General features: G+C 71.6%; 15 protein-coding genes and 2 pseudogenes. 15 read left to right on the top strand and 2 right to left on the bottom strand.

All coding sequences use genetic code 11. The features are described from left to right. The first annotated feature begins 222 nt into the window (after window positions 1-222). From OG349_RS02800 to ligD, 5 genes are all read left to right on the top strand, one after another. Entirely contained in the window at window positions 223-1,566 is a 1,344-nt protein-coding gene (locus OG349_RS02800; RefSeq protein WP_327233046.1) for an NAD(P)/FAD-dependent oxidoreductase, read from the top strand. A gap of 229 nt (window positions 1,567-1,795) precedes the next feature. Next, complete coding sequence (locus tag OG349_RS02795) at window positions 1,796-2,125, top strand: WhiB family transcriptional regulator (RefSeq protein ID WP_442806359.1); 330 nt, start codon at window positions 1,796-1,798, stop codon at window positions 2,123-2,125. Window positions 2,126-2,269: 144 nt separating this feature from the next. After that, entirely contained in the window at window positions 2,270-3,661 is a 1,392-nt protein-coding gene (locus OG349_RS02790; RefSeq protein WP_327233045.1) for an NADP-dependent succinic semialdehyde dehydrogenase, read from the top strand. A 59-nt stretch (window positions 3,662-3,720) separates the two neighbouring features. Then, entirely contained in the window at window positions 3,721-6,111 is a 2,391-nt protein-coding gene (locus OG349_RS02785; RefSeq protein WP_327233044.1) for a phosphoketolase family protein, read from the top strand. After that, window positions 6,099-7,037 carry a non-homologous end-joining DNA ligase gene (gene ligD / locus OG349_RS02780; protein ID WP_327233043.1) on the top strand — a complete coding sequence of 313 codons (939 nt, stop codon included), beginning with the start codon at window positions 6,099-6,101 and terminating at the stop codon, window positions 7,035-7,037. The genes OG349_RS02785 and ligD overlap by 13 nt, the downstream gene beginning before the upstream one ends. Before the next feature lie 7 nt (window positions 7,038-7,044). Here ligD and OG349_RS02775 read toward each other — a convergent pair whose 3' ends face one another. Beyond that, complete coding sequence (locus tag OG349_RS02775) at window positions 7,045-7,395, bottom strand: tetratricopeptide repeat protein (protein WP_327233042.1); 351 nt, start codon at window positions 7,393-7,395, stop codon at window positions 7,045-7,047. A 93-nt stretch (window positions 7,396-7,488) separates the two neighbouring features. Between OG349_RS02775 and OG349_RS02770 the strand changes: the two genes are divergently transcribed. The 10 genes and pseudogenes from OG349_RS02770 to OG349_RS02730 all read left to right on the top strand — a co-directional run bounded on the left by OG349_RS02770 (window position 7,489) and on the right by OG349_RS02730 (window position 18,767). Continuing rightward, the gene (locus tag OG349_RS02770; RefSeq protein ID WP_327233041.1) at window positions 7,489-8,454 is read left to right on the top strand and encodes a pirin family protein; all 966 of its coding nucleotides are present in this window, start codon (window positions 7,489-7,491) and stop codon (window positions 8,452-8,454) included. Between the two features lie 778 nt (window positions 8,455-9,232). Continuing rightward, the gene (locus OG349_RS02765) at window positions 9,233-9,496 is read left to right on the top strand and encodes a hypothetical protein (protein ID WP_327233040.1); all 264 of its coding nucleotides are present in this window, start codon (window positions 9,233-9,235) and stop codon (window positions 9,494-9,496) included. 522 nt (window positions 9,497-10,018) lie between these two features. Then, window positions 10,019-10,303 (top strand): annotated as a pseudogene (locus tag OG349_RS34775) (DUF4331 family protein); the annotation flags it as partial. A gap of 84 nt (window positions 10,304-10,387) precedes the next feature. Beyond that, window positions 10,388-10,827: pseudogene (locus OG349_RS34770) on the top strand (DUF4331 family protein); the annotation flags it as partial. A gap of 220 nt (window positions 10,828-11,047) precedes the next feature. Next, window positions 11,048-12,445 carry a tetratricopeptide repeat protein gene (locus OG349_RS02755; protein WP_327233038.1) on the top strand — a complete coding sequence of 466 codons (1,398 nt, stop codon included), beginning with the start codon at window positions 11,048-11,050 and terminating at the stop codon, window positions 12,443-12,445. Beyond that, a complete protein-coding gene (locus OG349_RS02750) occupies window positions 12,442-14,079 on the top strand; it encodes a nickel transporter (RefSeq protein ID WP_327233037.1) in 1,638 nt (545 codons plus the stop codon). Before OG349_RS02755 ends, OG349_RS02750 begins: the two co-directional genes overlap by 4 nt. A gap of 117 nt (window positions 14,080-14,196) precedes the next feature. Further along, the gene (locus OG349_RS02745; RefSeq protein WP_327233036.1) at window positions 14,197-15,492 is read left to right on the top strand and encodes a hypothetical protein; all 1,296 of its coding nucleotides are present in this window, start codon (window positions 14,197-14,199) and stop codon (window positions 15,490-15,492) included. A 112-nt stretch (window positions 15,493-15,604) separates the two neighbouring features. Further along, a complete protein-coding gene (locus tag OG349_RS02740; RefSeq protein ID WP_327233035.1) occupies window positions 15,605-16,132 on the top strand; it encodes a hypothetical protein in 528 nt (175 codons plus the stop codon). 227 nt (window positions 16,133-16,359) lie between these two features. Further along, the gene (locus tag OG349_RS02735) at window positions 16,360-18,039 is read left to right on the top strand and encodes a DUF4331 domain-containing protein (protein ID WP_327233034.1); all 1,680 of its coding nucleotides are present in this window, start codon (window positions 16,360-16,362) and stop codon (window positions 18,037-18,039) included. 152 nt (window positions 18,040-18,191) lie between these two features. Next, window positions 18,192-18,767, top strand: coding sequence for a class F sortase (locus tag OG349_RS02730; protein WP_327233033.1), 576 nt, complete (start codon window positions 18,192-18,194; stop codon window positions 18,765-18,767). Window positions 18,768-18,949: 182 nt separating this feature from the next. Here the strand turns inward: OG349_RS02730 and OG349_RS02725 are convergent, their stop codons facing one another. Continuing rightward, the gene (locus tag OG349_RS02725; RefSeq protein ID WP_327233032.1) at window positions 18,950-19,522 is read right to left on the bottom strand and encodes an AMP-binding enzyme; all 573 of its coding nucleotides are present in this window, start codon (window positions 19,520-19,522) and stop codon (window positions 18,950-18,952) included. Window positions 19,523-19,591 lie beyond the last annotated feature (69 nt).

Here is a 19,591-nt window from a genome sequence, read left to right as displayed (position 1 = left end):
GTACCCCTCGGCAGCCTCGGCAAGCGGCAGTTCGCGCGATGCTCACGCTGTCCTTCTCCACCACCCTCCCACCAATCACTCCCGTGTCAAACGGCAGGTGAAAGGCCCTGTCGGGGGCTGTGGAGAGGGTTCTTCGGACGCCTGCGGTGTTTGTCGGCGCCGGTGGCGGGAACGTCACCAGTCCGACGGTACGACCCGATATGTGACTGTCCGGAGTCGAACGTGAGCCGAGAACGCATTGTCATCGTCGGAGCCGGGTTCGCCGGCTACGAAGCCGCCCGCACCGTCTGCCGCAAGGTTCGGGGCGCGGCCGACATCGTCCTGCTGAACCCCACCGACTACTTCCTCTACCTCCCGCTCCTGCCCCAGGTGGCGGCCGGGATCCTGGAGGCCCGCCGGGTGACGGTCTCCCTCACCGGGACGCTGCCACGGGTGCGGCTCGTCCTCGGCGAGGCCGACGAGGTCGACCTGGAGGGCCACCGGGTCACGTACACCGGCCCGGAGGGCGCGCGGGGCGCGTTGACGTACGACCGGCTCGTCCTCGCCGTGGGCAGTGTCAACAAGCTGCTGCCGATCCCCGGCGTGGCCGAGTACGCGCACGGTTTCCGGGGCCTGCCGGAGGCGCTCTACCTGCGCGACCACATCACCCGCCAGATCGAGCTGGCCGCGACCACGGCCGACCTGAAGGAGGCCGGGGCCCGCTCCACCTTCGTGGTGGTCGGGGCCGGTTACACCGGCACCGAGGTCGCCGCCCAGGGCAAGCTCTTCACGGACGCCCTGATGAGCAAGCAGCGCCGGTGGAGCAGGGCCGGGAAACCCCGCTGGATGCTCCTGGACGTCGCGCCGCGCGTGCTCCCGGAACTCGACCGCAGGCTCTCCGCCACCGCCGACCGCGTGTTGCGCGACCGTGGGGTGGACGTACGGACCAAGACGTCCGTGAAGGAGGCGACGCCGACCGGAGTCACCCTGGACACCGGTGAGTTCGTGGAGACCCGCACGCTGGTGTGGTGTGTGGGCGTCCGGCCCGACCCGCTGGTGTCCGGGGTCGGACTGCCCGTCGAGCGGGGCCGTCTCGTGGTCGACCCGCGGCTCAACGTGCCAGGACATCCCGAGGTGTTCGCGTGCGGCGACGCCGCCGCCGTACCGGACCTCACCAGGCCGGGGGAGTACACCCCGATGACGGCCCAGCACGCGACCCGCCAGGGGAAGGTGGCGGGGCGCAATGTCGCCGCCTCCCTCGGATACGGCGAGCCCGAGGCCTACAGCCACCACGATCTGGGCTTCGTGGTCGACCTCGGCGGGGTCAAGGCGGCGGCCAACCCGCTCGGAGTGCCCCTGTCGGGCCCGGTCGCGGGCGCCGTGACCCGCGGCTACCACCTCGCGGCCATGCCGGGGAACCGGGTGCGTGTCGCCGCCGACTGGCTGCTCGACGCGGTCCTGCCCCGGCAGGCCGTCCAGCTCGGCCTGGTCAGGGCGTGGACCGTACCGCTCGAATCGTCGTCCCCCGAACTGGCGAAGGTGCCGGGCGGTCCGGGCGGTCAGGGCGGACCGGACGGGAAGCCGTAGGACCGGTCCGGAGGACGACCGGCACGCGTCGGACCTACGTGCGGTCCGACAGGCGTGCGTCGGACCTACGTGCGGTCGGACCCACGTGAGGTCCGGAAACCGCCGTGTTCCGGGAAACAGAAGCATCGTCTCCGTTTCGCAGCGCGGTGAGGGGTACGCGAAGACAGAGGAACCCCCACCGCCCACCGAGCGAAAGGAACGATCGACTGTGCGCCTGCCTACGGAACCCCTGAGCCTCGGCCCCGATACGGACACCTGGGCGTGGCTGCGCCACGCGGCCTGCGTCGACGCCGACCCCGAGCTGTTCTTCCCGGTGGGCGAGTCGGGCCCCGCCGCCGAACAGGCCCGGCGGGCCAAGGAGGTCTGTCACCGCTGCCCCGTGGAGCGCGAGTGCCTCGAATGGGCGCTGGAGACCGGCCGTACCTCCGGCGTCTGGGGTGGTACGGACGAGGAGGAGCGGCGCCGGATGCGGCGCAGGAGCGACCGGCGCAGGACGCCCCAGGCGGCCCCGGCGCGCGGCACCCAGCAGTCGGGACCCGGCCGCTCCCGCCGCCCCTGAGCCCCCGGCCCCCGAACCCCATGGCGCCCGCCCAGGACCCGGGCCCGCGCCGCGTCCCGGGCCCCCTGTGCCCCCGCCGCCCGTGTTGCGGGCGCGGGCAGGTCGCGGAAAGGTCGGACTGTCGAACCGAGGAGGAATGGCCCCATGCCCATCGCGACGGTGAATCCCACCAGCGGAGAGACGCTCAAGACCTTCGACGCGCTGGGAGCCGAGGAGATCGAGCAGCGTCTCGCCACCGCCGACGCCGCCTTCCGGCAGTACCGCCTGACCGGATTCGGCGAACGGGCCCGGCTGCTGAACCGCGCCGCCGACCTCCTGGAACAGGACGTGCCCGACATCGCGCGCACCATGACCACCGAGATGGGCAAGCCGGTCGCGGCCGCCCGCGCGGAGGCGCTCAAGTGCGCGAAGTCGATGCGGTGGTACGCGGAGCACGCCGAGGAGCTGCTCGCCGACGAGCACCCGTCCGACGCCGACGTGAAGGACTCCGGCGCGTCCCGGGCCCGCGTCCACTACCGCCCCCTCGGTGTGGTGCTCGCGGTGATGCCGTGGAACTTCCCGCTCTGGCAGGTCGTACGGTTCGCCGCGCCGGCCCTCATGGCGGGCAACGTCGGCCTGCTCAAGCACGCCTCGAACGTGCCGCAGACCGCGCTCTACCTGGAAGACCTGTTCAGCAGGGCCGGATTCCCGAAGGGCTGCTTCCAGACGCTGCTGGTCGGCTCCGGCGCGATCGAGGACATCCTGCGCGACCCCCGCGTGGCCGCCGCGACCCTGACCGGCAGCGAGCCCGCGGGCCGCGCCGTCGCGGCCGTCGCCGGTGACGAGGTCAAGCGGACGGTCCTGGAGCTGGGCGGCAGCGACCCCTACATCGTCATGCCGTCGGCGGACATCGAGCGGGCCGCCAGGACCGCCGTGACCGCCCGGGTGCAGAACAACGGCCAGTCCTGCATCGCCGCGAAGCGCTTCATCGTGCACGAGGACGTCTACGACGCCTTCGCCGCCCGCTTCACCGCCGGGATGCGGGACCTGACCGTCGGAGACCCGCTGGACGAGTCCACCGACGTGGGCCCGCTCGCCTCCGAGCAGGGCCGCGCCGACCTCGAGGAACTGGTCGAGGACGCCTTGAGCCGGGGCGCGACCGCCCTGTGCGGCGGGCAGCGTCCGGCGGAGGTCGAGGGCGGGTGGTTCTACGCCCCGACCGTCCTCGCGGACATCACGGCCGCCATGCGGATCCACCACGAGGAGACGTTCGGCCCGGTCGCCACGCTCTACCGGGTCACGGACCTGGACGAGGCGGTGGCACTCGCCAACGACACCCCGTTCGGGCTCAGTTCGAACGTATGGACCGAGGACGAGGCGGAGGTGGACCGGTTTGTACGGGACCTGGAGGCGGGCGGCGTCTTCTTCAACGGCATGACGGCCTCGCATCCCGCCCTCCCCTTCGGCGGGGTCAAGCGCTCCGGCTACGGGCGCGAGCTGTCGGGCCACGGGATCCGCGAATTCTGCAACATCACCACGGTGTGGCACTCGGCCTGATCCGCCTGATCCGGAAGCGAGACCCTGGTTCCACGGCCGGGGAGACCAGGGAGACGAGCATGCTCCGCAAGGCGACCACCGGGGCGGCCCCCACCGCTCTCACCACCTCGGAACTGGCGGCCCTCGACGCGCACTGGCGGGCGGCCAACTACCTGGCCGTGGGGCAGATCTACCTGATGGGCAACCCGCTGCTCCAGGAGCCGCTCGCACCGGAGCACATCAAGCCGCGGCTGCTGGGCCACTGGGGTACGTCCCCGGGGCTGAACCTGGTCCACACCCACCTCAACCGGGTGATCAGGGACCGGGACCTGTCGGCGCTGTGCGTGTGGGGCCCGGGGCACGGCGGCCCCGCCGTCCTGGCCAACTCGTGGCTGGAGGGCACGTACTCGGAGACGTACCCGGATGTGAGCCGCGACCGGGCGGGCATGGACCGGCTGTTCCGGCAGTTCTCCTTCCCGGGCGGGGTGCCGAGCCATGTGGCCCCGGAGACCCCGGGGTCGATCCACGAGGGCGGCGAGCTGGGCTACTCGCTGGCGCACGCGTACGGGGCGGCGTTCGACAACCCGGAGTTGCTGGTCGCGTGTGTCATCGGGGACGGCGAGGCGGAGACGGGGCCGCTGGCCGGGTCGTGGCACTCCAACAAGTTCCTCGACCCCGTGCACGACGGCGCGGTCCTGCCGATCCTGCACCTCAACGGATACAAGATCGCCAACCCCACCGTCCTCGCCCGCATCCCCGAGGCCGAACTCGACGAGCTGATGCGCGGATACGGCCACGAACCGATCCACGTCACCGGCGACGAGCCCCTCGCCGTCCACCGCGCGATGGCCGCGGCCATGGACCGCGCACTGGACCGCATCGCGGAGATACAGCGGGAGGCGCGCGAGAACGGCACCACCGACCGTCCGCGCTGGCCCATGATCGTGCTCCGCACCCCCAAAGGCTGGACAGGTCCCCGCGAGGTCGACGGGCTGCCGGTGGAGGGGACGTGGCGCGCCCACCAGGTCCCGCTCGGCGGCGTACGGACCAACCCGGCCCACCTCGCCCAGCTGGAGGCGTGGCTGCGCTCGTACCGCCCGGAGGAACTGTTCGACGCGACGGGCGCCCCCCGCCCCGAGGTGCTGGCGTTCGTACCGGAAGGCACCCGGCGGCTCGGCGCCACCCCGCACGCCAACGGGGGTCTGCTGCTGCGGGAGTTGCCGATCCCGGCACTGGAGGAGCACGCGGTACGGGTCGACAAGCCCGGCACCGTCCTGCACGAACCCACCCGCATCCTGGGCGGGTTGCTGGAATCCGTCATGAAGGACACCACCGCCCGGCGGAACTTCCGGGTCGTCGGACCGGACGAGACCGCCTCCAACCGCCTCGAATCACTGTACGAAGCCACCGGCAAGGCCTGGCAGGCACAGACGCTCGACACCGACGAACACCTCGCGCACGACGGCCGTGTGATGGAGGTCCTCTCCGAGCACCTGTGCCAAGGATGGCTGGAGGGCTACCTCCTGACGGGCCGTCACGGCCTCTTCTCCAGCTACGAGGCGTTCGCCCACATCGTCGACTCGATGGTCAACCAGCACATCAAGTGGCTGCGGACCTCGCGGCGGCTGCCCTGGCGCCGTCCCGTCGCGTCCCTCAACTACCTGCTCACGTCGCACGTCTGGCGCCAGGACCACAACGGCTTCTCCCACCAGGACCCCGGCTTCGTGGACCACGTCCTCAGCAAGAGCCCCGAAGTCGTACGGGTCTACCTGCCGCCGGACGCCAACACCCTGCTCTCCGTGGCCGATCACGCCCTGCGCAGCCGCGACTATGTCAACGTCATCGTGGCCGGCAAGCAGCCCAGCTTCGACTGGCTCACCCTGGAAGAGGCCAAGGCCCACTGCGCGCGCGGCGCGGGGGTCTGGTCGTGGGCCGGTACGGAGGACGGCACCCGGGAGCCGGACGTCGTGCTCGCCTGCGCCGGGGACGTACCGACGCAGGAGACACTGGCCGCCGCCGACCTGCTGCGGCAACACCTGCCGGAGCTGACCGTGCGGGTCGTCAACGTGGTCGACATGGCGCGGCTGCTGCCCAACACGGAGCACCCGCACGGGATGACGGACTCCGAGTACGACGCGGTGTTCACCACCGACCGCCCGGTGATCTTCGCGTACCACGGCTATCCCTGGCTGATCCACCGCCTCGCCTACCGCCGTACCGGCCACGCCAACCTCCATGTGCGCGGCTACAAGGAGGAGGGCACGACCACCACCCCCTTCGACATGGTGGTACGCAACGACCTCGACCGGTACCGGCTGGTCATGGACGTGATCGACCGGGTCCCGGGACTGGGGGTGCGGGCCGCTGCCGTACGCCAGGCCATGGCGGACGTACGGACCAGGCACCACGCGTGGATCCGCGAGCACGGCACGGACCTGCCCGAGGTGGAGGAGTGGACGTGGTCGGGGTGAAGCACGCGGCGGAGACGGATTCCGTCCGGGCGGGGAACAGGACCGTACCGATCCACCGCCCGGCGAAGGTGCTGTTCCCCTCCACCGGTCACGGCACCGGCCTGACGAAGGCGGACCTGGTGGAGTACTACAGGTCCGTCGCGCCGTACATGCTGCCGGAGTTGAAGGGCAGGCCGCTCATGCTGGAGCGGCACCCGGACGGGCTCGACGGACCCCGCTTCATGCAGAAGAACACCCCGGACAGCTATCCGGAGTGGGTACGCAGGACTGAGCTGGCGAAGAAGGGCGGGACGGTCACCCACACCGTGTGCGACAACACCGCCACACTGGTGTTCCTGGCGGACCAGGCGTGTCTGACGTTCCACCGCTGGCAGTCCCGCGCGGACCGTCCCGACACCCCCGACCGGCTGGTCTTCGACCTGGACCCGGCGGAGGACAACTTCGGGCCCGTACGGCGCGCGGCCACTCAGCTCGGCGAACTCCTCACCGAACTGCGCCTGCCCAGCGCCCTGTTGACGACCGGCTCCCGGGGACTGCACGTGATCGTCCCGCTGGACGGCCGCAGCGGCTTCGACGAGGTGCGCGCGTTCGCCGGCGAGGTCGCGGAGACGCTGGCGGCCCGCGACCCCGGCCGGCTGACGACGGAGGTACGGACGGGGGCGCGCGGCGGCCGCCTGTACCTGGACATCCAGCGCAACGGCTACGCGCAGACGGCCGTGGCGCCGTTCTCCGTACGGGCGAGGCAAGGCGCCCCGGTCGCGACCCCGATCAGCTGGGACCAGCTGGCGGACCCGGAGGTGACGGCGAGGCGCTGGACGGTACGGGACGCCCTGGACCAGGCGAAGACGCGCCCCTGGTCAGGGGTCCCGGCCAGGGGCAGGTCACTGACGGCAGCCGGCAGACGCCTGAGGTCCCTGAAGGCGTAGGGCTCCTTTACCTCTGGGGGAAGTCCCCGGCCAGGGCGGCGGCCAGACGCAGGTGAGGGGCGGCCTCGGCGGCGCGGCCCTGGCGCTCCAGGGTGCGGCCGAGCATCAGCCGGGCGTAGTGCTCCACGGGATCGCGGTCGAGCACGGCGAGCAGCTCGGTCTCGGCCTTGGCGAGGCGCGCGGAGTGGTAGTAGGCGCGGGCGAGCAGCAGCCGCGGGGCGACCTGCTCCGGGACCTCCTCGACGAGGGCGCCGAGGATGCGCGCGGCGGTGCCGTACTCCTTGGCGTCGAAGAACAGCCGGGCGCGGTCCCAGCGCTCGGCGGCCGTTCCGTACTCGTAGTAGCTGTTCTCGTTCATGACATCCGTAACAGCCCAACATGGTTGAACATTCCACCACTACTTTCACCGGGGCGGGCGTGTCGGCCCGCCGGCGGGATTAGGTTGGGCGGCATGAGCAATCTTGATCGTCAGGCCGCCGTCACTGTTTGCGGCGGTCGCGGGTTTGTCGTGGCCGAGCCGGTACGTGAGCTGCTGAGCCCGCGCCGGGTCCAGCTGGGGGAGTCCACGGAGGTCCGCAGACTGCTGCCCAACCTGGGCCGCCGCATGGTCGGCGCGTGGGCGTTCGTCGACCACTACGGCCCCGACGACATCGCCGACGAGTCCGGGATGCAGGTGCCGCCCCACCCGCACATCGGGCTCCAGACGGTCAGCTGGCTGCACGAGGGCGAGGTGCTGCACCGCGACAGCCTCGGCAGCCTCCAGACCGTCCGCCCGCGCGAGCTGGGCCTGATGACCTCGGGCCGGGCGATCTCCCACTCGGAGGAGAGCCCCCGCCCCCACGCCCGCTTCCTGCACGGCGCCCAGCTCTGGGTGGCCCTCCCCGACGCCCACCGGAACGTGGAGCCGCACTTCCAGCACCACGCGAACCTCCCGACGGTCACGGCCCCCGGCCTGACGGCCACGGTCATCCTGGGCACGCTGGACGGCACGACCTCACCGGGCACGACGTACACCCCCCTGGTGGGCGCCGACCTGGCGCTCACAGCGGGCACGGAGACCCACCTCCCCCTGGACCCGGACTTCGAATACGCGATCCTGTCGATGTCGGGCGCGTCCGAGGTGGACGGCGTACCGGTACTCCCCGGCTCCATGCTCTACCTGGGCAGCGGCCGCACCCACCTCCCCCTCCGCGCGGACTCCGACGCGGGCCTGATGCTCCTGGGCGGAGAGCCGTTCGAAGAAGAGATCGTGATGTGGTGGAACTTCATCGGACGGTCCAACGAGGATATCAAACAGGCCCGTTCGGAGTGGGAGTCAGGCACCCGCTTCGGCACGGTGCACGGCTACGACGGCCCCCCGCTCCCCGCTCCCGAACTGCCCCCGGTCCCGCTGAAATCGCGTGGACGAGTGCGCTGACCTGGTGTTCCGCGTTGCGGACGGGATGCCTCAACGGTCTCTCCACGCGCCCAGCCGGCCAGCCGGAGCGATCGGTGAGGCGTCGGCCGAAAGCGGCTCACCGGGTCGTGCCGGGAGTCGCAGGTTTCGCCGCGTGTAGGCACGTCTAGTCAGACCAATGCTGACCCAATGCTGACTTTTCTGACTGGCCGTCAGCTGGGGAAGGGCCTCGTAGGAGCGGCGTGTAGAGCCTGCGAGGTTTCGGGTGGCCGTGATCGGTGCTGACGGCCGCTGGGGGCAGCAGGCACTGCACGCGGCGCGGTGACGGCAGCATCGAGGTACGAGCGGCCACTCGCTCTCGGGTCCATCCCCTTTGTCGAGTTCCAACAAGGAGGGCGACGGATCGTGGCGTGACGGGACGCGGGTGCGTGGACGGCCAACGGTGGTACGCACGAGGTCGATGCAGCCTTGTGCCTTGGTCGCATGGGGCCGTTTGCTTCGTTGGTGACCTCCCTACGTGGCTACTCGGGTGGCTGACGTGCGCGCGAGTGAACCTCTAGCGAAACTTCAACGAGCTTGCGGTTCCGCCTACTGAAGATCGCATATGGGCGCACATGCGGACCCAGATATGCCCGCGTCAGCTCCGACCGACTCACCTCGGCCCGGCTCCGCCGGAGGTTTCCTGAATACCCCGGTCGCCGCGACTGCCGCTCCTGTGCTTCAAAACCTGGGGCTCGCACTGCCACCTCGGCCAAGAACAGATATGGGGCACCCGCTGCGACATCGGCGAAACCGTCAAATGCCCCGAACGCGGGTGATCGGCGCCCTGCTGAACATCCTCGCCGCCTACACCGACGGCCACAACGTCCGCCCCGTGTTCGCCGACGCGGTGACGGCCCTCTTCATCACGCCCCGGCTTGCCAACGCCCGTGTCGCCGACCGCGTTATCGTCATGCGCGAGGGCCGTATCGCGGAGTCCGGTACTTACCGTGACCTCCTCGAACGCCCTGACTCCCTTTTCGGCGAACTCCACCGTCTTCAAAAGGGCCGGGACGACGCCTGAACTCCAGCCGCGTCGAACGCGGGGCGGCCATGATGAAGGACCGCCGTCGTCTCGTCCCGCCACGCCGCCCACAGGGCCTCGACACATGGAGGCGCGCCGGAGACATCTCCCGGCGCGCCTCGCCCAACGTGAGCCACCGAAACGCCGGCGGATGGGACCGCCGCCGATTCTTCGTGTACGAGCTGCGCCCTCGTCAAGAGGCTCTGCGCCACCGATCGGCCTAACGCTCTGGCGCGTGTCGCGCTTTGTTCTCGACGTGTTCCCGGGCGGACGGCAATGGGGCGCCACCTGCGGTTTCGCGCTGTCCGTCTGCGTCCCTGGACAACAAGGGCGGGCGAAATATGCAATAACTTGCCATTCCTCATGATTATCTGCCTTCTGTGCGCCGGGCTACCGGTGCGTGATGCTCCCCGTCCGTCAAAGCCCCCTGACCCCGTTGCTTCGTGGAGGCCGTCCCGACGCGTAGCGGCGTCCTGCCAGCAGGGTTGGGCGACTACACCAGACAGCTGAATTCCGTTTCCTGTGGTCGGCCCCGCCCCATGCCGGGAGGCGGGTTCACGGACGAGAGGAACATCGTTGAAGACCACCTCCGCACGCCCGTGTTCACGGCGCACGCTCGAACAGTCCCTGGTCGTGCTGGGCACCGGCGCGCTCGCCGCCGGGCCGGCCGTGCTCAGCCTCGCACCCGGCGTCAGCGCCGCGTCCGGTCACCGCGAGGCGCCGATGACCTCAGGGGACCCGTGGGCCGACAAGACGAGCCTGTACGCGTTCACGAGCCCGGCCCGTTCCGACACCGTGACGCTGGTCGCGAACTTCGCCGATCTGCGGCTCTTCGACCTGCTGTACGGCGGTGAACTCAGCGAGCGCGGTCAGGACACGCTCGCCGGCTACAAGGACGCCGACCCGGGCCAGATCTTCCCGGCCGAGGAACCGCGGCTGGGCATGATAGTGGCGCCCGCCAAGAAGCCGCAGCGGCTCGGCGTGCTCGCCGGTGACCTGGCCGGCTTCCCCAACGGACGCCGGCCGGTGGATGACGCGATCGACATCTCTCTTCAGGCCGTCGAGGGCGCCGCGCAGACCGGCAAGCTCGTTCCCGCGCCGGCTGCGGGCGACAAGGCCAACACCACGACGTCGGCTTGGGCGAGACCTTGCCGTACTTGGCGCTCCCGAGCACCACGAAGTCGGGCGGGCAGAACCGGGCGGCCGACGCCGACCAGGCGCCCACCGTACTGGACCCCGTCGACGCCGTGGCCATCGGCGGCGTGGGCGCACTTCTGTTTGGCACCGGCGGTTTCCGTCTGTGGCGCCGCAGGAACACCAGCGCCGGCTGAACGAGTGGTCGGATGAGCGACTGAACAGCCTGCCCAGCGACATCGTGCCCGTACGCCGGACGCCGCGGTGGTGCCGCAACGCACCAGCCGATGGATGACGGCCGACCACCGGTCCGCGTCCACCCGGCCGGAGATCCGGCTCCCCGGCTGCCATACGCAACACCGCGCGCCGAGAGCGCGGTGCCACATCCCTACCTGTACGCGCTCCGCGAGGAGGACCGTGCCCCAGCAGACCGGCCCCGTCGACCCGGCCACCCACCCGGCCGCCGACCCCGCCGCCGACCCGAACGGCCGTCCCCGAGGGCGCGGAATGCTGCGCGCCGCCGGGGTCACTGTGGCCCTGGGCGCGGCGCTGTTCCTCGCGGGAACCATCGGACTCTCGCCTCTGAACCAGGACCCCGGCACCGCAAAGGACGAGCGGCCGGGAGCGAGCTCACCACACGGTTCGATCGACGCGCTCCGCGCGGACCTGCGCCGACTGCCGGAGAACCCCGTCGGCTGGGCACAGTTGGGCATGGCGTACGTCCAGCAGGGCCGTACCAGCGCCGATCCCGCGCTCTACGCCAAGGCCGAGTCCGCGCTCCGCAGGTCGCTGAAGGTCCAGCCGCGTGACAACTACCAGGCCGAGACCGGCATGGGCGCGCTCGCCGCCGCACGGCACGACTTCGCCAGCGCCCTGATCTGGGCCCGCAAGGCCACCGCCGCCAACCCGTCGAACGCCGCCGCCCAGGGAGTACTCGCCGACGCGTACACCCAGCTCGGGCGGTACGAGGAGTCGTACCGCGCCGTACAACGGATGACCGACCTGCGCCCCGACACCTCCTCACTCGCCCGCGCCTCCTACACCTGGGAGTTGCGCGGCGACCTCCCGAGGGCTCGGGCGCTCATGAAGCGCGCTCTGGACGACGCGGCCTCGCCGCCCGACCAGGCGTTCGCGCGGCTCCATCTCGCCACGCTCGCCCAGGAGACCGGCGATGCGAGGACTGCCCTGCGGGAGGCGTCGGCCGGTCTTCGCGGCGCGAAGGACGACGCCCCGCTGCTGGAGGCACGTGCCCGGGCGCACGCCGCGCTGGGCCACGACCGGCAGGCCGTCGCGGACTACACGGCGGCCGTCGCGATCGTCCCGCTGCCGCAGTACGTGCTCGGCCTCGGCGAACTCCAGCAGTCCCTCGGACGTAACGCGCAGGCCCGTACGCAGTACGCCGTCCTGCGTGCGCAGGAGCAGGTCCGCCGGGCCACAGGCGCCCCGGCGGACACGGACGCGATCCTCTTCGAGGCCGATCACGGCGACACCGCAAGCGCCGTCACGATGGGGCGCGACGCCATCAAGGCGCGGCCGTTCATCGCCGTGCAGGACGCCTACGCCTGGGCGTTGCACCGCGCCGGACGGGACGCGGAAGCCCTGCCGTACGCGGACAGGGCCCTGTCCCTCGGGACGCGCAGCGCGCTCTACCACTACCACCGGGCGATGATCCATGACGAACTCGGGGACACGTCGGCGGCACGCGAGGATCTCAAGCAGGCCCTCGCGGTCGACCCGCACTTCCATCCGCTGCACGCCCCGCGTGCCCGCACCACCCTCGACCGAATCCTTGGCCGAAGCGAGGGCGCCTCATGAACCTCACCGCGAGCCGCACCCTCGCGGCCGGGCTTCTGCTGAGCGCCGCGGCCGTCGCCGGGGGTGCGACCGCACCCGCCGCCTCCGCGCACCCGCTCGGCAACTTCACGGTCAATCACCACACCGGCCTCACGCTGTACACCGACCGCGTCGAGGCCCTTCTCGTGGTCGACCGCGCCGAGATCGCCGCGGCGCAGGAGCTGCCGGGCGTCGACCGGAACGGCAACGGCGCCGTGAACGCCGCCGAGGCGCGGGAGTACGCGCGTACGGCCTGCGCAACCGCCGCCGGCGGACTGCGCGTGAAGAACGCCGGGACGGCAATCGACTTCACCGTCCGGGACAGCGGCTTCACCTACCGCCCCGGCGAGGCCGGGCTCCGCACGAGCCGGCTCCGCTGCGCGCTCACCGCGCCGACGGATCTGCGGCGCCCGGCGGACGTGACCGTACGCACCGGCTACGACAGCCGGCGGATCGGCTGGCAGGAGATCACCGCTCGGGGCAGCGGCGTCACACTGAAGAACAGCGACGTGCCCGCCGTCTCGGCGACCGACGAACTGCTCCGGTATCCGACCGACCCCCTTGCATCGCCCCTCGACCAGCGGTCCGCCCACCTCCGCACGGAACCGGGCGGGTCAGGCGACGCGGCGGGCGGGGCCGCCGCGCTGCCCGGCGCACGAGTAGTCCCCGGCCCCGTCACCGCCGCGCTGGACAAGGTGTCCGGCGTCTTCGACTCACTCGTCGGTACGCGTGAACTCACCGTCCCGGTAGGGCTGTTGGCTCTTCTGCTCGCCGTGGTGCTCGGCGCCTCGCACGCCGTCATGCCAGGCCACGGCAAAACGATCATGGCGGCTTACCTGGCGGGGCGGCGAGGCACTCCTCGCGACGCGGTGACGGTCGGCGCGACCGTCACCCTCACCCACACCGCCGGGGTGCTCCTGCTCGGCCTGCTGCTGCCAGTGGCCACGACGCTCGCCGGGGAGACGGTGCTGACGTGGCTCGGGCTGGCCAGCGGGCTGCTGGTGACGGGGATCGGGCTGTGGCTGCTGCGCTCCGCCGTACGGGGCAGGCCCACGCACGGCCACCACCACCATCACCATCACGGGCACAGAGACGGGCACAGCCAGACGCACGGACCGCACGGTCATGACCACGATCACCCGCATCCGGAGCCTCAATCCGGTGAGCGGTCGTCATCCGTCGCCGTGCTGACCCCCCTCCAGGCCGAGCCGCACACCCACACTCACCCCCCTCACGACGTCCACGGGCACGGCCACGGCCACTCCCATCCCGCTGCCGCGACCCGTGGCGGGCTCATCGGCATGGGTGTCGCGGGCGGTCTCGTCCCCAGCCCTTCGGCGCTCGTCGTCCTGCTCGGCGCCGTCGCCCTGGGCCGTACGGCCTTCGGGGTCATGCTCGTCCTCTGCTACGGGCTCGGCATGGCCGGAACGCTCACCCTTGCCGGACTCCTCCTGGTCCGCCTGCGCGAGCGTGTCGAGCGGAGCACGCGTGCTGCCGCGGCCACCCGGTGGAAGGGGCTCCGGAAACTGGCCCGCTGGGGCCCGGTGGCGACCTCCGCCCTCGTCCTGGTGGTCGGTGTCGGGCTCACCGTGCGGGCCGCGAGCGGCCCCTGGTGACAGCAGCCACCTCAGCCCGCCGGCCTGTAGCGGTATGGGCCGGATGTCCCACGGGTACGGATACGAGTCCCGCGGGCGGTCCGGCGCGCGGGACCTGACGGGTGGGGTGGGGTCGGCATGGACGCCGCACGGGGAATTCTGGCACTGATGGGGTCCGGCGAGACGAGCCCCACCATGGTGACGCTGCACCGGGAACTGGCCGCCCATCTGGGCCGCGATCCGGACGCGGTGATCCTGGAGACGCCGTACGGCTTCCAGGTCAACCGGGACGACATCTCCTCCCGGGCACGCGAGTACTTCCGCCGCAGTGTCGGGCTGACGACGGTGGTCGCGCCCGACACGAAAACGGACGTGGACGGTGTACGCGATCAACTGCGCCGCGCCGACTGGGTGTTCTCCGGCCCCGGCAGCCCGTCGTACGCCCTGGGCCGCTGGCAGACCCAGCGCGTCGGGGAGATCCTGCACGAGCGGGTGCGCCGGGGCCACGGAGTGACAGTCATGGCCTCCGCCGCAGCGTGCACGGTCGGGTTCGCCGCGCTGCCGGTGTACGAGGTGTACAAGGCCGGCCACCCGCCGGTGTGGCTGGACGGGCTCGACCTGACGGGGGCGCTCGGTCTGCGGGTCGCCGTGATCCCGCACTACGACAACACCGAGGGCGGCACACACGACACCCGCTTCTGCTACCTCGGCGAACCCAGGCTGGCCGCCCTCGAACGTGAACTGCCCGACGACAGCGCCGTCCTGGGCATCGACGAGCACACCGCGGTCCTCGTCGACCTCGACACGTCGCTTGCACGGGTGTGGGGGCGGGGCCTGCTGACCGTACGCAGACGCGGCGTCAGCATCCCGTTCCAGGCGGGCACCGTCCTGTCCCTGGAGCAACTGCGTGACCTGGTGAGCGGCAAGACCCGGGCGCCGACGGCGATCCCGGCGCCGCGCGGCGCCGCCGCCGCCGACGAATCTGGTCCTTCCCCCACAAGCGACAGTCCGGCCACACTCCAGGAGGCCGTCTCCGCCTCGGAGGCACGCTTCGACAGCGCCCTCGCCGCACGCGACGCCGAGGCTATGGTGGCGGCCATCCTCGACCTGGAGGCGGTGATCGCGGCCTGGGGCGCGGACACGGAAGAGGACCAGGGCGGTGAATGGGCCCGTACCGTACTGCGCGGCATGATCCGCCAGTGCGCACGGCCCTCCCAACGCGGCATGGACGAACCGCTAGCCACGCTGGAGCGCATCGTGGGTCCTCTGCTCGATCTGCGCGGGCACCTGCGCTCGCGGGGCGCGTACGAGGTGGCCGACCGGTTACGCGATGCCCTCGCCGCCGGCGGGGTGCACGTCCACGACGCACCGGGCGACAGCGCATGGCGGCTCGCGCCCACCGGGGAGGAAGCGCCCGCACCGTCCCCCGAGTGAGGCGGCCGGGCCGCCTCCGCTCAGCGCGCACCTGCACATGATGTGCAATAAGGTCGGGGCAGGGAGCCGGGCCGCAGCCGGGCCCGCCCGACGATCCAGGAGCCGTCACACCATGACGACCACCCCCTCGCCCGCCGCCCCGACCTCGTACGGCGACGCACCGCCGACCGTCCTCGTCGAGGCCCTGCTCCTGCGGCACGACCCGACCGAGGGCTTCGCCTATCGCCGGCTGATCACGGCGCTGGGCGGCGGGGCCCGTCCCGACGACACCGCGCGGTGCCTCGCGCTCCTGGCAGGACACGACGAGGGGCACCTCGTGCACTCCACCAGTTGGCGTGCCACCGACGACGGCCGGATCGTCCTGACCTACCTCATCCACCCGGACCCCGCACCGGACCTGCCCGGCATCTGTCTGCCCGACCCGGGCACCATCGCCCGCTCCCCGAAACCGGGCCACCCCGCCCCGCCGGATCTGAGGCCGCACCACGTCGCCGCGCACGCCGTCCGGCATCTGGCCTTCCTGGCACGAACCGATCCCGCGGTCGCCGCACATCTGGCTTCCCGCAGCGGCACGCGCGACGCCCTCGACAGCCTCCCGGGTGTGCCGGCCGGACAACTCCGCCAGGTACCAAGCTTCTAAAGGCGGTTCCAGGAGGCGCGCCCCATTCGGCCGAAGACTCGTTGCGGGCGCCCCTCACGCATGGTGGTCTGTGAGTAGCTCGACGTCACAAATGGGATCTTCATCGCGTAGCCATCGTCGATCAGGGCGCCTCCGCGGGCCCGCGTGACGTTCGGAGCCTCCGCAGCTCTCAGCCGCCCCGCCCTCGGACCCCGGAGGGACGCGGCTCTCACCGGATCGGATGGCCCATGCAGCTCTCCCGCCTGCCCAGACGGAAGCCCGCGCCCGGACGGAAACCCGTGCCCCGCAAGGCCGAGCGCACGCTCGCCACGGTCGGCACGCTCTCGCTCGTGGCCTCGGCGGCCGTCACCGGCCTCGCCCCCGCCACCAGCTCCGCCTCCAGCCACCGCGAAGCGCCGATGACCGCGGGCGACCCGAAGGCCGACAACACCGACGTCTACGCCTTCACCAGCCCGGACAAGCCCGACACCGTCACCCTGGTGGCGAACTGGATCCCGTTCCAGGAGCCCAACGGCGGCCCGAACTTCTACCCGTTCGCCAACGACGCCCGCTACAACATCAAGATCGACGCGGACGGCAACGGCAAACCCGACACGACCTACACGTGGGAGTTCACGGACCACATTCGCGATTCGGCGGACCAGTTCCTCTACAACACCGGCGTCGTCAAGAACCTGGACGACCCGACGCTGAACTTCCGCCAGACGTACGACCTGACGGTCACCGACAGCACCGGCAACCGCAAGACGCTCCTCCACAACGCCCCCGCCGCCCCCTCGAACGTGGGCAAGGCGTCGATGCCCGACTACGCGTCACTGCGCAAGCAGGCCGTGAAGCAGCTGCCGGACGGCGGCCAGACGATGGCGGGCCAGGCATCCGACCCGTTCTTCCTGGATCTGCGGATCTTCGACCTCCTGTACGGGGGCAACCTCAAGGAGAGGGGCCACAACACGCTCGCCGGGTACAACGTGAACACGATCGCCATCCAGGTGCCGAAGAAGTCCGTGGCCCTGAAAGGCGACGCCACACGTAACCCCGTGATCGGCGTGTGGTCCACGACCGACCGCAAGGGCGTCGACGTCACCGGCAGCAAGGGCGGCGAGAACGCCGCCACCGAGGACGGCAAGGGAACGGACGGGCAGGCAGGCAAGGGCGGCGAGGCCGGCTGGCGCCAGGTCTCACGCCTGGGCAACCCCCTGGTCAACGAAGTCGTCGTACCGCTCAAGTACAAGGACGCCTTCAACGCGCTCAGCCCGGACAAGGACGCCTCCATCACCCCGGTCGTGAACGCGGTGAAGGACCCGATTGTCCCCAAGCTCATCCAGAACATCTACGGGGTCCCCGCCCCCGCCACCCCGCGCAACGACCTGGTCGAGATCTTCCTCACCGGCATCTGCAAGGCGTGCGGCCCCATCAAGGCCGACCTCAACGCGCAGCAGCTCAACAAGGACGCGGTCAAGGCGGCGATCGTGCCCGCCGAGGAACTGCGGCTCAACATGTCCGTCCCGCCCGCCGCCAAGCCCAACCGGCTCGGCGTCCTAGGCCAGGACCTGGCCGGCTTCCCCAACGGCCGCCGGCTCAACGACGACGTCGTCGACATCGAACTCCAGGCCCTCGAAGGCGCCGCGCAGACCGGCAAGATCGTGCCCGCGCTGGCCGCCGGCGACGCCGTCGACACCCCCTACCGCGAGCCGGGCGACTCCTTCCCGTACGTGGCGCTGCCCAACACCGCGGCCGTGAACCAGGCCGATGCCCTGCACCCCGACGGCGGCGTCGGCGCGGGCCTCGGCGGCAACGCGTTCGGCAGCGGCTTCCCTACCGGCCCCGTCGCGGCCGTGGGCGGCGGCGCCCTGCTGGCCTGCGCCGGAGTCCTGGCCCTGCGCCGGCGGCGCGCCGAGCGGGCATGACAGGCCCGCTCCTCTCCGGTCGCCCGCCCCGCTCCTGGCGGGGCGGGCGACCGCGCCACGGCCGAGCATTCCGACCGCCCACGCGCCGAACCGCCGCCGCCGGAACGGTCGTTGCCGGTATAGCCCTCGCCTGCGTCGGCGTATCCGCGCTGATGTCGGCCCCCGAGCCGGCACCGGAACGGACGGACATCGGCACCGTGCCCGTCCACCCGGGCCCGGACGAGACGGTCGACCCCTCCGCGAGCCGTACATCCCACGCAGCCCCGACCCGGATACGGATACCCGCCCTCGGACTCGACCAGGGACTCGTCGGCCTGCGGGTGCAGCAAGACGGCCGGCTCGGCGTACCGAAGGACCCCGCCCGGGTCGGCTGGTGGAGCGACGGGCCCCGGCCGGGCGATCCCGGCGCGGTAGTCCTCGTCGGCCACGTCGACTCCGCAACCGGCCCCGGCGCCTTCCACGGACTTTCCTCACTACGCCCCGGCGACAAGATCACCCTGCGTCGCGAGGACGGTGGCAACGCGACGTTCACCGTCCGCGCTCTGCGGCAGTACGAGAAGGACGCGCTCCCCGACAGCCAGGTCTACGCGACCACCGGCCCCCCGGCCCTGCGACTGATCACCTGCGGCGGAACCTACGACCGCGGCCGGGGCGAGTACCGCGACAACCTGGTCGTCTACGCGACACCGAGCCAGCCACGAACCAGCGGAAGCCCCAAGAAGCAGTGAACAACGTCAGCCGCATTGACGTCGTGATGACGCGATACGGGTAAGGGAAACGGCGGCGGCCGAACACGCTGCCGACCACGTGGCCCGCCACCGCTCGTGTGATCACCTCCCGCCGGACCCAGGGCAAGGCATTCACCGGCAGGGGTGCAGCTCTGCCTCGAGTTGCGCCCCGACCGCCCCGATCAGCGCCGGTGAGCATCAACGTGGCACGTCACAAGGCGCCTAGTACTGGAATTGTGGGACGCGACCGTCGCGCTGGCGCCCTCGGCCGGCACGACGAAGGCGATCACCCGCTGCCCGGTACGGCCCCGCTCGCCCGTGACCACGGCCGCCCCGACCTCCGGGTGACCTGCGAGCGCTGCCTCGACCCGGTAGGTGTCGACCGTCCGCCCCGCGATGGTGACGCGCTGATCGAGCCGCCCCCGGAACTCCAACGGCCCGCCTGCATCCTGCCGTCCCCCGTTCCTCGTCGGGACGGCGTCCGCGCTTCCGGGCGTCGTCAGCCAGATCTCGCCCTTTCGCACCTCCGCCGCGCAGCCGGGGAACGGCACTCCGAGATACGCGGCCCGCTCCGCTCGTGTCACCGGGCCCGGTGGCTGCTCGGGCTCGAACCACGTGCCACAGCCGGCCACCTCGGCGGTCCCGTACACCGAGAGCACCCGGGCACCCGGTGCCGGAAGCAGCCCTTGGAGCCGGAGCTGCTCGCCGAGCGACAGCGGTTCGCCACCGACAAGCAGCAGCCGCAGCTCGGGCAACTCCGCCTCCAGCAGGCGGTGGCGACCGACCTGGTGGCGGTCCGTCCGGGAGCGTCCGGTCCGGCGGTG

Origin of the sequence: Streptomyces sp. NBC_01317 (assembly GCF_035961655.1) — a bacterium.
In the GTDB taxonomy this organism is placed as follows: Bacteria; Actinomycetota; Actinomycetes; order Streptomycetales; family Streptomycetaceae; genus Streptomyces.
This window is presented reverse-complemented; position numbering and strand designations above follow the sequence as displayed.

Excerpts from the sequence above, each read along its gene's own strand:
- OG349_RS02790 (WP_327233045.1), top strand. The coding sequence starts at position 2,270 with ATGCCCATCGCGACGGTGAATCCCACCAGCGGAGAGACGCTCAAGACC.
- OG349_RS02785 (WP_327233044.1), top strand. The coding sequence starts at position 3,721 with ATGCTCCGCAAGGCGACCACCGGGGCGGCCCCCACCGCTCTCACCACC.
- OG349_RS02775 (WP_327233042.1), bottom strand. The coding sequence starts at position 7,395 with ATGAACGAGAACAGCTACTACGAGTACGGAACGGCCGCCGAGCGCTGG.
- OG349_RS02770 (WP_327233041.1), top strand. The coding sequence starts at position 7,489 with ATGAGCAATCTTGATCGTCAGGCCGCCGTCACTGTTTGCGGCGGTCGC.
- OG349_RS02765 (WP_327233040.1), top strand. The coding sequence starts at position 9,233 with ATGCCCCGAACGCGGGTGATCGGCGCCCTGCTGAACATCCTCGCCGCC.
- OG349_RS02750 (WP_327233037.1), top strand. The coding sequence starts at position 12,442 with ATGAACCTCACCGCGAGCCGCACCCTCGCGGCCGGGCTTCTGCTGAGC.
- OG349_RS02745 (WP_327233036.1), top strand. The coding sequence starts at position 14,197 with ATGGACGCCGCACGGGGAATTCTGGCACTGATGGGGTCCGGCGAGACG.
- OG349_RS02740 (WP_327233035.1), top strand. The coding sequence starts at position 15,605 with ATGACGACCACCCCCTCGCCCGCCGCCCCGACCTCGTACGGCGACGCA.
- OG349_RS02735 (WP_327233034.1), top strand. The coding sequence starts at position 16,360 with ATGCAGCTCTCCCGCCTGCCCAGACGGAAGCCCGCGCCCGGACGGAAA.
- OG349_RS02730 (WP_327233033.1), top strand. The coding sequence starts at position 18,192 with ATGTCGGCCCCCGAGCCGGCACCGGAACGGACGGACATCGGCACCGTG.